Genomic DNA, 13,472 nt, shown 5'->3' with positions numbered 1-13,472 from the left:
CGCGGTGTAGCTGAGGCGCACCGATTGCGACTTGATGGTGATCCCGCGCTCGCGCTCAATGTCCATGTTATCAAGGACTTGCTCGCTCATCTCGCGGTCGGTCAGCCCGCCGCAAGCCTGGATCAGCCGGTCGGCGAGGGTCGACTTGCCATGGTCGATATGGGCGATGATGGAAAAATTGCGGATATGCGCCAGGTCGGTCATCCGGCGCCTTTAGCGATGCATCCGGCGCATGTCAGCAAGCTTCGCTTCCAAGCAATCAAATCCGTTGATTACCTGGCGCCACGCCGCCCGCACCCGCTTGAATTGGCGCCCCGGCGCGTTCATGGTTGCCTGCTCGTGCAAAGTCGCGGGGGAGGTCAAGGGTTGCGGCATATTGCGATTATCGGGTCGGGTCCGGCGGGCTATTACACCGCCGAAGCTGCGCAGAAGGCGCTCGGCGACGACGTCCAGGTCGATATTTTCGATTGCCTGCCGGTGCCCTACGGGCTGATCCGCACCGGCGTCGCGCCCGATCACCAGTCGATCAAGGCCGTCTCGAAGCGCTACGAAAAGACCGCGCTGTCCGAAAACGTCCGCTTCGTCGGCAATGTCACGGTCGGCAAGGATATCACCATCCCCGAACTGCGCGCGCTCTACGACGCGGTGGTGCTGGCCACCGGCGCGCCCAACGACCGCGAGCTCGATATCCCGGGCAGCGAGCTCGGCAATGTCTTCGGCAGCGCGGCGTTTGTCGGCTGGTATAACGGCCATCCGCAATTCGCCGGACTCGAACCCGATCTGTCGGGCAAGACCGCGGTCGTCATCGGGATGGGCAATGTCGCGCTCGATGTGGCACGGATCCTGTCCAAGACCGAAGCGGAGTTCGAAGGGAGCGATATCGTCGCCCACGCGCTCTCGAAGCTGACCCATTCGGGGATCGAGCGGATCGTGATCCTGGGCCGGCGCGGGCCGCACCAGATCATGATGACCCCCAAGGAGCTCGGCGAATTGGCTTCGCTCGAACGCGCCTCGCCGCGGGTCGATCCGCATGACCTGCCCGACGAGGGCGACGACGCTCTGCTCGAGCCCGGGCTTCGCAAGTCCGTCACCCATCTGCGCAGTTTCGCGGCGATCCCCGAGGAGATCCATGCGGACAAGAAGATCGAGATCGAATTCGATTTCTTTGCCCAGCCCAAGGCGCTTACGGGGGACGGCAAGGTCGAGGCGATCGAGGTCGAGCGCACCGAAGTCCGGGCGGGCAAGGCAATTCCGACCGGCGAAACCTACACGATCCCCACCGGGCTGGTGGTCAGTTGCATCGGCTATCGCACATCGCCAATTCCCGACGTCCCGTTCGACGAGCGCGCGGGGCGCTTCCCCAATGACGAGGGCCGGATCCTGCCAGGGCTCTATTGCGTCGGCTGGGCCCGGCGCGGGCCTTCGGGCACGATCGGCACCAACAAGCCCGACGGTTTCGCGGTGATCGAGACGATCGTCGAGGATATGGAGACCGGCATCCTCGGCCCGGCCAACAAGCAGGGACGCCCCGGCTTCGATACGATCGCCAATCTCCGCAATCTCGAAGTGGTGACCTTCAAGGACTGGAAGAAGATCGAGGAAGCCGAGGAACAGGCGGCGCGCACCGGCGCGCCGCGCGAGAAATTCGTCGATGTCGATGCGATGATCAAGGCGCGGGGTTAGCGCCTCAAACCCGCATCGGCATCAGCACATAGAGCGCCGGGCTCTTCTCGTCCTTGCGGATCAGGGTCGGGGCGCCGGGATCGGCCAGGTGCAGCTCGACGCTGTCCCCGTCCACTTGCTGGAGAATGTCCTTCAAGTAGTTGGCATTGAAGCCGATTTCGAACCCCTCCGCCTTGTATTGGGCGGGCACTTCCTCGGCCGCATTGCCGTTGTCGGGCGAAGTGACCGAAAGCGTCACCTTGTCCGCTTCGAGCCCCATCTTGACCGCACGGGTCTTTTCGGTGGCGATCGTCGCCACGCGGTCGACCCCTTCGAACAGGCTCTTGGGATCGAGCTTCAACAGCTTGTCGTTGCCGGTCGGGATCACGCGGCTGTAATCGGGGAAGGTCCCGTCGATCAGCTTGCTGGTGAGCACCACCCCGCCCTCGCCGCCGAGCGTGAAGCGGATCTTGCTGGGCGACAGGTCGATCTCGACATTGCCGTCGAGCGCCTCTTCGAGCAGCTTCCTAAGCTCGGCCACGGCCTTGCGCGGCACGATCACATCCGGCATGCCTTCCGCGCCATCGGGCCGCGGCAGCGTGTAGCGCGCCAGCCGGTGGCCGTCGGTCGCCGCAGCCTTGAGCACCGGCCCGCCGCCCTTCGCGTCCTCGTCCGATACGTGCAGGAAGATGCCGTTAAGGTAATAGCGTGTCTCTTCGGTCGAGATTGCGAAGCGGGTCTTGTCGATCAGCTCCGCCAGCGTCTTGGCAGGAAGCTCGAAGCTGGTCGGCAAATCGCCTTCGACGATCACCGGGAAATCGTCGCGCGGCAGGGTCGGCAGCTGGAAGCGGCTGCGCCCGGCCTTGACCACCATGCGGTTCTCGTCGGTTTCGAGCCCGACCTGGCTGCCTTCGGGCAGTTTGCGAGCGATATCGAACAGCAGATGCGCCGAAACCGTGATCGCGCCGGGAGCATCGACCGACACCGCGGCCATGCTTTCGACCACCTGCAGGTCGAGATCGGTCGCCATGATTCGCACGGTCCCATCGGCCGAGGCATCGATCAGGACATTCGACAGGATCGGGATCGTGTTGCGCCGCTCGACCACCGATTGGACATGGGACAGCGACCGCAGCAGAGTAGCGCGTTCGATGGTTGCCTTCATCGTTCCCTTCGGTCCCTTTTACGCGCGCTTCTAGGAATCGCCCCAAAGCGCAAATTACATGGATCCATACCCTTACCCTCCCTGCCACGCGCGGCAAGGTTGCACTTCACGCAATTCCCGTATTCTGGGGATAAATGCCCGAAAACCGCCGGATTTTGGATTCAGGAGAGCATTGCCATTCCGCCATTCACATGCAGCGTCTGGCCGGTGATATAGCCCGCTTCCCTCGATGCGAGGAAGGCAACGGCGGCACCGATATCCTCGCCTTCGCCCATCCTGCCCATCGGGATGCGGGCATTGAGCGCTTCCTTCTGCGCATCGGGTAGGACATCGGTCATTTTGGTGCGGATGAAACCGGGCGCAACGCAATTGGCGGTAATCCCGCGGCTGGCGACTTCCTGGGCGTAGCTCTTGGTCATCCCGACCAGCCCGGCCTTGGCCGCGGCATAGTTCACTTGGCCGGGATTGCCGGTCGCGCCGACCACGCTGGTGACGGTCACGATCCGGCCGAAGCGAGCCTTCATCATCGGTTTGGCGGCGGCGCGCATCAGGCGGAAGGCGGCTTCGAGATTGACCTTGATAACGGCATCCCATTCCTCGTCCTTCATCCGCATCGCCAGGTTGTCGCGGGTGATCCCTGCATTGTTGACGAGGATGTCGATTCCGCCAAGCGTATCGACCGTGGCCGGGACGAGATGTTCGACCTGCTGGGTATTCGCGAGATTGCAGGTGATCTCGACATGGTCGCCCTCGCCTCTGCACGGCGCCTCGTCGTTGAGCTGTTCGCGGAACAGGCGCAGTTTGTCGGGGTTTGAGCCCGACAGCGCTAGCCGCGCGCCCTGCTGCGCCAGCGCATAGGAAATCGCCGAGCCGATCCCACCCGAAGCGCCGGTGACCAGCGCGGTCATGCCTTTTAAGTCGAACATCATCTTCTCCATTTTGGCGCTCGCAGAGGCGGTAAGGCGCGGAGCCTATTGTCCGGAATCGTGATTGTTGACTACCCGGCGAATACCCTCCTTCATGGTTTCACCAGAGAAATTAAGCAGCAATCCAACCGATCTGTTCGTCAGGCATAAATAAGCAAGTAGCTGTTTCGCATGTAGATTCTGGAGTCGCTCGATCGACTTGATCTCCAGAATCAGCCTATTGTCTACCAGTATGTCGATGCGAAACGCTGCTACAAACCGCAACCCGTCATATTCAATATCGACCGGCACTTGCCGGTCGACACCCAATCCATGGCGTTCCAATGCCCCGCTAAGAACCGTCTCATAAACGCTTTCTAGCAGGCCTGGACCAAGTTCGCGATGAATGCGGATGCATTCATCGACGACGATGCCGCTTAAGTCATCGATTGGTCGCATCGCGATCCTCCGCGCCTCACCGCCTCTGCGAGCGTCTAAATATGTTTTGCCAGCGCCTCGATATCGTCCATCGTCACCACGCTGGTCACTTCTACACCCTCGAGTGTGCGCGAGACCATCGGCCCGACCACCTTGCCGCCAAGCTCTACGAACTGTTCTACCCCCGCATGTCCCATCGCGATCATGCTCTCACGCCAGCGCACGCGCCCGCAGACCTGCTTGACCAGCAGGTCGCGCTCCTCGTCCGGGTCCGACACGGCGGAAGCGCTGAAATTGGCGTAGACAGGCAGTCGCAGCGCCTTGGGTGGCATGTCCGCCAGCGCAGCGGCCATCGCTTCGGCAGCGGGAGCCATCAGGTCGCAATGGAACGGCGCGGATACCGGCAGGATTATGCCCCGGCGAATGTCGAACTCCTTGGCCAAGGCAACTGCACGCTCAATCGCTTCCTTGTGACCGGAGAGCACGACCTGGCCGGGATCGTTGTCGTTCGCGACCTGGCACACTTGTCCTTCCGCAGCCGCGTCGGCCAGCTTCTGGGCCTTCTCGACATCGGCACCCAGGAGCGCGCACATCGCCCCGACGCCGACCGGCACCGCCGCCTGCATCGCCTGCCCCCGCAATTTCAGGAGCCGCGCCGCATCGGCCAGCGCGAAGGCCCCGACCGCGCACAAGGCCGTGTACTCGCCGAGCGAATGGCCGGCCACGCAATCGCCTTTGTCGGCGATCGTCAGCCCGCCTTCCTTCTCAAGCACACGCAGCGTGGCGATGGAATTGGCCATGATCGCCGGCTGGGCATTCTCGGTCAGCGTCAATTGCTCTTCCGGCCCGTCGCGCATGATCGCGAATAGCTTCTGCCCGAGTGCATCGTCGACTTCCTCGAACACTTCGCGAGCCACTGTGCTGGCGGCGACCAGTTCGACCCCCATGCCGACCTTCTGGCTGCCTTGGCCCGGAAACAGGAATGCACGCATCAAAGGCTCCCAAAAGATAATCCCTCCCCCTCGATGGGGGAAGGATAGCATAGCTTGCTCCGCCAGGAGCTAGCGAAGCTTGGAAGGGGGTGTCACCATTGCCCGAATTCAGGCCATCAGGCAGCACCACCCCCACCCAACTCCAGCTAGTCGGCAAGCCGACAAGCTTTCGTATCCCTCCCCCATCAAGGGGGAGGAACCACTATTGGCCGGCCTTGCCAGCCGCAACCCCGAAGGGCACGATCTTGTTGGCGGCATCATGGCCGATATCCGCATGCCCAAGGAAGCCGATACCGGCCCTCTCGCACCAGAAACGCGCGATTTCCTCGGGCTCCGCGCCGAACGGACGGTCGTTCTCCGGCACATCGCCGATTCGGCCAAGTCTGAGGCCGGCAATCCCCCGCAAGTGCTGCGAAATGTGGAAAAACAGCCGGTCGACGGCATAGAGATGCTCCGAAACCTCCTCGACCATCACCACGTGACCGGAAAGGTTCGGCATCAGCTCGGTCCCGCAAAGCATGGCGAGCGTTATCAGGTTGAAGGCGACGGCTGGCTGCTGATCGAGCGACGGCTCGAGCCCGGCCAGGTCTCCGGCAAGGAAGCCCAGCGATCGGCGTACCGCGGCATCCCCGTCCTCGCGCCGGACATCGACCGGCATCGGACCGTGGACCGGCCTGCCGATTCCGGCCCTGTAAAGCGCGGCCAGCAGGTAGCCGCCATCGGAATAGCCGAGATAGGTCTTGTCCCGCGCCGCGTCGCCCAGCCCTTCCACGGCCTCGGCTGCGATCCGGTTCGCGCCATATCCGCCGCGCACGAACCACACCGCGTCGACGGCCGGATCGTTGGCGCATTCGAGAAATGCCGCCAGGCGAAGCTCGTCCGGCCCGGCGAAATGGCCCTGTTCGGCAAAGCACTGCTGGTGGAAAGCCAGTTCGATTCCGTTGAAATCGGCCGCAATCGCTTCGATGCGTGCCGCGTCTTCGCGGGTAAAGGGCGTCGATGGCGCGCAAACGGCAATCCGGGGCATGGCGATGCCTTACCAATGAAACCGGCCGTCATGCCAGCGAAAGCTGGCGTGCCGGGCGGCCAGAGACCTAAGCTTCCGCTGGTGTGACGAAATGGCTAAGGCAGGAAAATGACCGAAGCGCCCGCAGACCTGACTTCCCATCCGTGGTTCTTCTGCGGCATCGGCGGATCGGGCATGCTGCCCTTGGCGATGATCCTGCGTGGCCAGGGTGCTGAGATCGCAGGCTCGGACCGCAGCCGCGACCAGGGCCGCACGCCCGAAAAATTTGCCTGGCTCGAACAACAGGGCATCAAGTTGTTCCCGCAGGACGGCAGCGGGATCACCTCGCCGCGCCAGGTGCTGGTCGCCTCGGCGGCGGTCGAGGACAGCGTCCCCGAAGTGTTGCGAGCGAAGGAGCTCGGCTGCCAGCGCATGAGCCGCGCGGAATTGCTCTCGGCGCTGTTCAACCGGGCCGAATGCAGCATTGCCGTGGGCGGGACCAGCGGCAAGAGCACCGTCACCGCGATGCTGGGGTGGATCCTTGCCGATTGCGGCCGCGACCCGACGATCATGAACGGCGCGGTGATGAAGAATTTCGTCAGCGACGAAGTGCCCTTTGCCAGCGCAAGGATCGGCAAGAGCGATCTGTTCGTGTCGGAAGTGGACGAAAGCGATGGCTCGATCGCGCTTTACCGGCCGGCCGTCTCGGTTCTCCTGAATGTCAGCCTCGATCACAAGAGCATGGCGGAACTGCGCGATCTGTTCGGCAATTTCGTCGATGCGGCAATCAGCTCCGCAATCAATCTCGACGACAGCGAGTGCCGGAAACTTGCCACGCGCGCCCATGCCGCCTTCAGCTTCGGGATCGAGAGCGAAGATGCCATGATCGGGATCGAACCCGGCAGCGTGGTCGAAACCGCGACCAGGATCGGCGCGCAGGTGCTCGATCGCCGCCGCGGTACGCGTCATTCGCTGATGCTGGCGATGCCCGGGCGGCACAATCTCTCCAACGCGCTCGCCGCGATCGCCGCCGCGCGTGCTGCGGGCATCAGGGTCGGCCAGGCGGCGAAGGCCCTCGCCCGCTTCCAGGGCCTCGCGCGGCGGTTCGAAATCGTCGGGACCAGCCCCTCCGGGATCACCGTGATCGACGATTTCGGCCACAATCCCGAGAAATGCGCCGCCACGCTGCGCACCCTCAAGAGCCAGCCAGGGCGCGTGATCGCCTTTTTCCAGCCGCATGGCTACGGCCCGCTCAAGCAGATGGGCGAGGAACTGGCCAAAACCTTTGCCCGCGAGCTTGGCAAGGACGACGTTATCGTGATGTGCGACCCGGTCTATTTCGGGGGCACCGTCGACCGCAGCGAAGGCAGCGAGCGGATCGTCGCGCTGATCAACAAGGCCAAGGGCAGCGCCGAGTACATTCCCTCGCGGGATGATTGCGCCAAGCGGATTATCGAACTCGCTGAGCCCGGCGACCGGATCGTGGTGATGGGCGCCCGCGACGATACGCTGACCGGGTTCGCGAAAGACCTGCTCGCGCGGCTTGCCTGACCTGCGATCGCGCTAATTCGCGCGATAGACCGTGATCACCACCGCGGGCCCCTCGACCGTCGGATCGAAGCCGAGCGTCCCGATATAGCCGCCCTTGTTGAGCCAGTCATATTTGCCGATCGGAGCTTCGAACACCGGGCTGGTGCGCGGAGGGTTGGGTGTGCCGTCTTCCCCCGGGCCGCACAGCACCCCTGAATTGACGATATTGATGACCACGCCGTCATCGGTCTTGAGAAAATAATCGGCGACGATCTGGGTGCAGCCATCCGGGCGCGTTAGCTGCCAATCCCACCCGCCGGGCAGAATCTCACCCTTAATGTCGGGACCCTCGAACGTGCCGCCGGTGATCGGGATGAAGCGCCGCACGCCCAGCGGCGTCTTGCCCAGCTCGACGGCCGGCGCCAGCGTGACGACCGAGCGATAGAGCAATTCCAGCCCCGGTTCGGCTGGCGGTGGCGGTCCCTGCTGGGCCGTCGCCTGGGCGCCCAAAAACAACGCCGATGCAGCCGCCAGACTTGCAAAACGGTTCATTCGCCGTCCCCTTCCAGCCGCAGGAATCTTGCGGCATTGTTGTAAAGAATATCGCGCTTCTGGGCCGAACTCAGGTAATCGGCATTCTGCACGATCGAGATCGAATAGGCCATCAGCTTGGGATACATGAACTGGTCGGTGCCGAACATCACCCGGTCGCCGAACCCGGCATCGACGATCCGCTCGATATAGCGGTTCACTTCCTCGATCGGATAGCTCCAGATCAGGCCCGCGATATCGACATAGACATAGGCGTTGGCCTGCAGCAGCGCCAACAGGTTGTCGATCATCGGATAGCCGGCATGCATGATCTGCACCCTGAGCTTGGGATGCCGCGCCAGCAGGTCCTCGAGCAGGAACGGATCGCCCATCGAGGCCCGAAAATTCGGCATGTAGATGTTGGCCCGGCCCGATCCGCCGGTGCCCATATGGATCGCGACCGGGATGTCGAGCCGCTCCGCGAGCGCGAAATAGGCATCCACGCTGGGGTCGCTCGGCGACATGCCCTGATATTGCAGGCCGATTTCGCCCATCACCTTGAAGCCCTGGTTGGTGAATGCGTCCTCCAGCATCGCGAGTTGCTCCGCCTGGTCCGCATCCGGCGCGGTGCTGAAGCCGGTACCCGGGATAATCCGTCCCGGGATCAGATCGCTGAACCGCTTCACGGTTGCGACATCGCCGAATGCCACCGCGGTGACATTGAGCCGCTCCATTTCGGCCGCGAGGTCGGAGACATACTGCCCCGGTTCGGAAGCATAGAGCTTGGGCGTGCATTCCTCCTGTGTCCAGCCGATCGGCGCGGGATTTGCCTCTGCCGGATCGGCGGCAAGGAACCCCGAATGGTTGGGGCACATCGGGATCGCCCTTGGCGGGGTGTCGATCATCGCGTGGAAATGGACATCGATCACCGGCGGGACATCGGTGGTGGTGTTCTGAGCCACGCCTGGCGCTGAGGCTCCGGCCGCGAGCAAGGCAATGCCCGTCTTCAGCTTGAGGAGGTTCGGCATCCAAGATCCCCGTCGGTTGTTTCTCCCCGCACGCTGCCCGCACAACCGCCCCCGGTCAATGGCCGGCTGAGCGGTCTCTGGCCTTGCAATCCCGCCGAAAGTCTGTATGTGCGCCGCTTCCCTGCTTCCGGGCAGGGAGCGAAGAAAGCCGGAGGGGCCCCTGCACGGTGCGGGATCAGCCAGCGATCGGCAGGAGTGAAAGGAAGCGCGCATGCCGTATTACGAGCATGTATTTCTGGCGCGCCAGGACTTGAGCCAGGCCCAAGTCGACGCATTGGCCGCCGCCGCCACGGAAATCGTGGAGAATGGCAAGGGCAAGGTCACCAAGACGGAAACCTGGGGCCTCAAGAACCTCGCCTACAAGATCGACCGCAACCGCAAGGCGCATTTCGTCATGCTCAATATCGATGCGCCGGGCACGGTGATCGAGGAGCTCGAGCGCCAGACCCGCATCAACGAAGACGTGATCCGTTATTTGACGATCCGCGTCGACGAGCTCGAGGAAGGCCCGTCGGTGATGATGCGCAAGCAGGACCGCGAGCGCAAGCGCCGCGACCGCGACCGGGAGGACCTCGACTGATGGCCCGTGCATTTTTCCGGCGCCGCAAGAGCTGCCCTTTCGCAGCCAAGAATGCGCCGAAGATCGACTACAAGGACATCCGCCTGCTGCAGGGTTTCATGTCCGAGCGTGGCAAGATCGTCCCCAGCCGCATCACCGCCGTATCCGCCAAGAAGCAGCGCGAGCTGTCGAAGGCGATCAAGCGCGCACGCCAGATCGGCCTGCTGCCCTATATCGTGAAATAAGGAGGACCGACCGATGGAAATCATCCTCCTTGAACGGATCGAGAAGCTCGGCAAGATCGGCGACGTCGTTAAGGTTCGCGACGGCTATGCCCGCAATTTCCTGCTTCCCCAGAAGAAGGCCCTGCGCGCCAACGAAGCCAACAGGAAGGTGTTCGAGGCCAATCGCGAGCGCCTGGAAAAGGAAAACGCCGAGAAGCGCAGCGAGGCCGAAAAGGCTGGCGAAAAGGTCGACGGGACCGAGATCGTGCTGATCCGCGCTTCATCGAACTCCGGTCAGCTTTACGGCTCGGTCAACGTTCGCGACATCGTGATCGCGCTCGAAGAAAAGGGCCACAAGATCGACAAGAAGCAGGTCATCATGGGCAGCCCGATCAAGACCATCGGCCTGTTCAACGTGACCGTCGCGCTACACCCCGAAGTCCATGTCACGGTGAAGGCCAATGTCGCCCGTTCGGACGACGAAGCCGAGCTCCAGAGCAAGGGTGTCGACGTGATCGCGCAGCTGTTCGAAGAAGAGCAGGCCGAGATCGCCGAGGCCGCAGGCGACCTGACCAGGGATTCGACTCTTGAGATCGGAGAAATCCCGGCCGAGATGCTGGAGAGCCCCGTCCAGGCCGAACCGGTTGAAGAAACCGCAGCGAAACAGGCTGCAACCGCTGAATCTCCGGCAGAGGAGCCAGCCGGCGAGGAAGACGAAGAGGAAAAGTCGAAAGACTGATCCTTCGCTTCAGTATCGGAACGCGAAGGGCGCGGCTCCGCATTGGAGTCGCGCCCTTGCTTTGTCAGTCGATCACCGCCAGCCCGTCGCCGCCCGGCCCGGCCGGCAAGCGGCGCAGGACTGTGCCGGATTCGAAATCGATTTCCGCAATCGCATCCCTGCCCGTTTCGGCGGCATAGAGCCGCTCGCCATCTTCGGAGAAGACCAGCGTCACCTGCGCGGCCGCCTGGCTTCCCGAAACCGTGATAGTCCGCACCACTTCGTTGGACCCGGTATCGAGCACACTGAGATCGCCGCCGCCGAAATTCGAAGTGACGACAAACCCACCGCCCGGATGCGCCGCGATCCGGATCGGAACCTCGCCAACCGCGATCTCGGCCTTGGTTTCGAGCGTCTCCGGATCGAGCCGGTAGACCTTTGCATCCGAATTGGAGCCGACCCAAAGGCTTTCGCCGCCAGGCGACAGCGCGAGTGCCTCGACCTGCCCGCCCAGCTGGCGCCGCGCGGATTCCCTGCCGCCGGCCAGGTCGTAGCGGACCACCGTGCCGGTCGGAATGATCGTTCCCCATGCGACCGCGCCCTCGGCATCGGCGGCAACTATGTGCGGGCCAGGTGCGCCATCGCCAATCTCGACGATCGCACCCCCGGGATTTTTCGGATCGGCAATCACGAACAGCGAACCACGGCCCTCGGCGCCCGCAAGAATGCGTCCGTCGGCATGCCAGAAGGCACTGTGGACGCGAGCGCCTTCGCCAAGTTCGGTCTTGAAGTACAAGGCAAGGTCGCTTGTGCGGTAGGCCTCGACCGAGGTTCCCGAATAGCACGCGACCAGCACGAAGGCCTTGTCCGGCGACACAGTCAGCTCATGCGGGTTTTCGCAGGTTTCCGCCCGGTGGGTTTCCTCGCCGCTGGCGAGGTCGATCCGCGAGAGCGAATTGCCGCGCTTGTTGGCCACCAGCAGCGTTCCGCTTACATCCTCGGACGCCTGCGCGACCGCCGGCGCTTCGTCGAGCGCCGAACACCCTGCGAGCAGGCCGGCACAGGCAATCCAGCTGGCCGTTTTCATCACTGGCTTCTCCTCTCGCCGCATCCGTTAGGAGCCGAGACTATTGCGGCCGGGGACGCACGGCAATCGCGCGCTGCATATCTGCCTTTGAAATGCAGCACCAACCGGTCTAGCTGGATACATGTCCCTCACCACGGCCGCTGCGCTCACCCGAATATTCGACCTGTTCGACGAAGCGACGTCCTGCCTTCGGGCAGACATTATCGCATATGCCGAAACAGGTGCGCTGCCCGATCCGGCACGGCGGGCGGACGGGAGCTATTGCTATCCCGAGCTGCTGGTCCATTACGAAGGCAAGCGGCGCCCCGGAATGGCCTCGCATGCGTTCGGGCGGCTTGAAGTCAATGGCACCTACGCAACCACGGTCACCCGCCCGGCGATGTTCTTGGACTACCTCTCCGAACAGCTCGACCTGATCGCCAGCAACCACGAAGTCAGCTTGGAAGTCCGCAAGTCGCGGCAGGAGATCCCGTTTCCCTACGTCCTCGACGGCGAAGCGGGAGCCCGGCTCGCCGGTATTCCGCCAACCGAAATCGCCGAGCATTTCCCCAGCACCGACCTCGCCCTGATCGGCGACGAACTGGCCGACGGGATCGATCTCGGCGGGCCGGAAGCCCCGATCCCGCTCTCGCTGTTCGATGCGTTGCGGACCGACTATTCGCTGGCCCGGCTGGCGCATTATACCGGCACCGCGACCGAGCATTTCCAGCGCTACGTGCTGTTCACCAACTACCATCGCTATGTCGACGAATTCGTCGACTGGGCGGCCAGGCAACTGGGTACCGATGGCTACACCGCGCTGGCCGGCGCCGGCGGGCTCTTCATCGACAAGGCCACCGACAATGCGCGCAACCAGCTTTCGGACACGGCCTGGCGGCGGCACCAGATGCCGGCCTATCACCTGTTGGGAGAGGACCGGCAGGGAATCACCCTGATCAATATCGGGGTCGGCCCATCCAACGCCAAGACGATTTGCGACCATGTCGCGGTGTTGCGACCCGAGGCCTGGCTGATGATCGGCCATTGCGGCGGGCTGCGTCCGAGCCAGAAGATCGGCGACTACGTTCTTGCCCACGCCTATTTGCGCGACGACCACGTGCTCGACGACGTCCTGCCGCCCGAGATTCCGCTCCCCGCGATTGCCGAGGTGCAGCAAGCGTTGGCCGGAGCGGCCGAGGAAGTGAGCGGCACCCATGGCGCCGATCTCAAGCAGCGCATGCGCACCGGGACTGTTGTCACCACCGACGATCGCAATTGGGAATTGCGCTACACCAAGTCCGCCCGCCGCCTGTCGCAGAGCCGCGCGGTCGGGATCGAGATGGAAAGCGCAACGATCGCCGCCCAGGGCTATCGTTTCCGCGTGCCCTACGGGACGCTGCTATGCGTCTCCGACAAGCCGCTCCACGGCGAGATCAAGCTGCCCGGCCAGGCCAACAAGTTCTACGAAGAGGCCATCGCCGCGCACCTCCAGATCGGCATCCGCGCCTGCGCCAGGCTCAGGGCCGAGGGCCCGCGGCTGCACAGCCGCAAGCTGCGCGCGTTTAACGAACCGCCGTTCAGGTGAGGGAGTGGTAAGTAGGCAATAGGCAATAGGAATCAAGAAATAGATGATACGACCAAATTCCCA

At 63.3% G+C, this 13,472-nt stretch carries 15 protein-coding genes; 6 read left to right on the top strand and 9 right to left on the bottom strand.

What is annotated here, in order from left to right; all coding sequences use genetic code 11:
- On the bottom strand, positions 1 to 204 hold a 204-nt coding region (locus AC16XC_RS13230; protein ID WP_484035133.1), incomplete at its 3' end, for a GTP-binding protein.
- Between the two features lie 162 nt (positions 205 to 366).
- Between AC16XC_RS13230 and AC16XC_RS13225 the strand changes: the two genes are divergently transcribed.
- Positions 367 to 1,683 carry an FAD-dependent oxidoreductase gene (locus AC16XC_RS13225; RefSeq protein ID WP_484035132.1) on the top strand — a complete coding sequence of 439 codons (1,317 nt, stop codon included), beginning with the start codon at positions 367 to 369 and terminating at the stop codon, positions 1,681 to 1,683.
- A 4-nt stretch (positions 1,684 to 1,687) separates the two neighbouring features.
- Here AC16XC_RS13225 and dnaN read toward each other — a convergent pair whose 3' ends face one another.
- The 5 genes from dnaN to AC16XC_RS13200 form a co-directional block, all read right to left on the bottom strand.
- Positions 1,688 to 2,827 carry a DNA polymerase III subunit beta gene (gene dnaN, locus AC16XC_RS13220; RefSeq protein ID WP_484035131.1) on the bottom strand — a complete coding sequence of 380 codons (1,140 nt, stop codon included), beginning with the start codon at positions 2,825 to 2,827 and terminating at the stop codon, positions 1,688 to 1,690.
- 161 nt (positions 2,828 to 2,988) lie between these two features.
- Complete coding sequence (fabG, locus tag AC16XC_RS13215; RefSeq protein ID WP_484035130.1) at positions 2,989 to 3,753, bottom strand: 3-oxoacyl-[acyl-carrier-protein] reductase; 765 nt, start codon at positions 3,751 to 3,753, stop codon at positions 2,989 to 2,991.
- A 45-nt stretch (positions 3,754 to 3,798) separates the two neighbouring features.
- A complete protein-coding gene (locus AC16XC_RS13210; protein WP_484035129.1) occupies positions 3,799 to 4,191 on the bottom strand; it encodes a GxxExxY protein in 393 nt (130 codons plus the stop codon).
- 35 nt (positions 4,192 to 4,226) lie between these two features.
- On the bottom strand, positions 4,227 to 5,162 hold the full coding sequence (gene fabD / locus AC16XC_RS13205) for an ACP S-malonyltransferase (RefSeq protein WP_484035128.1): 936 nt from the start codon (positions 5,160 to 5,162) through the stop codon (positions 4,227 to 4,229).
- Positions 5,163 to 5,364: 202 nt separating this feature from the next.
- Complete coding sequence (locus tag AC16XC_RS13200; protein ID WP_484035127.1) at positions 5,365 to 6,189, bottom strand: LD-carboxypeptidase; 825 nt, start codon at positions 6,187 to 6,189, stop codon at positions 5,365 to 5,367.
- A 108-nt stretch (positions 6,190 to 6,297) separates the two neighbouring features.
- Here AC16XC_RS13200 and AC16XC_RS13195 point away from each other — a divergent pair, with 108 nt between their 5' ends.
- Positions 6,298 to 7,719, top strand: coding sequence for a glutamate ligase domain-containing protein (locus AC16XC_RS13195; protein ID WP_484035126.1), 1,422 nt, complete (start codon positions 6,298 to 6,300; stop codon positions 7,717 to 7,719).
- Between the two features lie 12 nt (positions 7,720 to 7,731).
- Here the strand turns inward: AC16XC_RS13195 and AC16XC_RS13190 are convergent, their stop codons facing one another.
- Together AC16XC_RS13190 and AC16XC_RS13185 are read right to left on the bottom strand one after the other, a co-directional pair.
- Positions 7,732 to 8,250 carry a DUF3237 domain-containing protein gene (locus AC16XC_RS13190; RefSeq protein WP_484035125.1) on the bottom strand — a complete coding sequence of 173 codons (519 nt, stop codon included), beginning with the start codon at positions 8,248 to 8,250 and terminating at the stop codon, positions 7,732 to 7,734.
- Complete coding sequence (locus AC16XC_RS13185; RefSeq protein ID WP_484035124.1) at positions 8,247 to 9,191, bottom strand: amidohydrolase family protein; 945 nt, start codon at positions 9,189 to 9,191, stop codon at positions 8,247 to 8,249. The genes AC16XC_RS13190 and AC16XC_RS13185 overlap by 4 nt, the downstream gene beginning before the upstream one ends.
- 277 nt (positions 9,192 to 9,468) lie before the next feature.
- Here AC16XC_RS13185 and rpsF point away from each other — a divergent pair, with 277 nt between their 5' ends.
- The 3 genes from rpsF to rplI are packed head-to-tail and all read left to right on the top strand — an operon-like array spanning position 9,469 to position 10,779.
- On the top strand, positions 9,469 to 9,837 hold the full coding sequence (gene rpsF, locus AC16XC_RS13180; RefSeq protein WP_484035123.1) for a 30S ribosomal protein S6: 369 nt from the start codon (positions 9,469 to 9,471) through the stop codon (positions 9,835 to 9,837).
- Positions 9,837 to 10,061 carry a 30S ribosomal protein S18 gene (gene rpsR / locus AC16XC_RS13175; RefSeq protein ID WP_484035122.1) on the top strand — a complete coding sequence of 75 codons (225 nt, stop codon included), beginning with the start codon at positions 9,837 to 9,839 and terminating at the stop codon, positions 10,059 to 10,061. The genes rpsF and rpsR overlap by 1 nt, the downstream gene beginning before the upstream one ends.
- A gap of 13 nt (positions 10,062 to 10,074) precedes the next feature.
- Positions 10,075 to 10,779, top strand: a complete 705-nt coding sequence (gene rplI / locus AC16XC_RS13170) for a 50S ribosomal protein L9 (protein ID WP_484035121.1) — start codon at positions 10,075 to 10,077, stop codon at positions 10,777 to 10,779.
- 64 nt (positions 10,780 to 10,843) lie between these two features.
- On the opposite strand, the gene AC16XC_RS13165 is transcribed toward rplI, so the two are convergent.
- Positions 10,844 to 11,848, bottom strand: a complete 1,005-nt coding sequence (locus AC16XC_RS13165) for a YncE family protein (protein WP_484035120.1) — start codon at positions 11,846 to 11,848, stop codon at positions 10,844 to 10,846.
- A 118-nt stretch (positions 11,849 to 11,966) separates the two neighbouring features.
- On the opposite strand from AC16XC_RS13165, the gene AC16XC_RS13160 reads away from it, so the two are divergent.
- A complete protein-coding gene (locus AC16XC_RS13160; RefSeq protein ID WP_484035119.1) occupies positions 11,967 to 13,409 on the top strand; it encodes an AMP nucleosidase in 1,443 nt (480 codons plus the stop codon).
- The last annotated feature ends 63 nt before the right edge of the window (positions 13,410 to 13,472 follow it).

Source organism: Candidatus Andeanibacterium sp., from assembly GCF_057143545.1.
The sequence above is the reverse complement of the archived record's forward strand: the minus strand, read 5'-3'. Positions and strand labels throughout refer to the sequence as shown.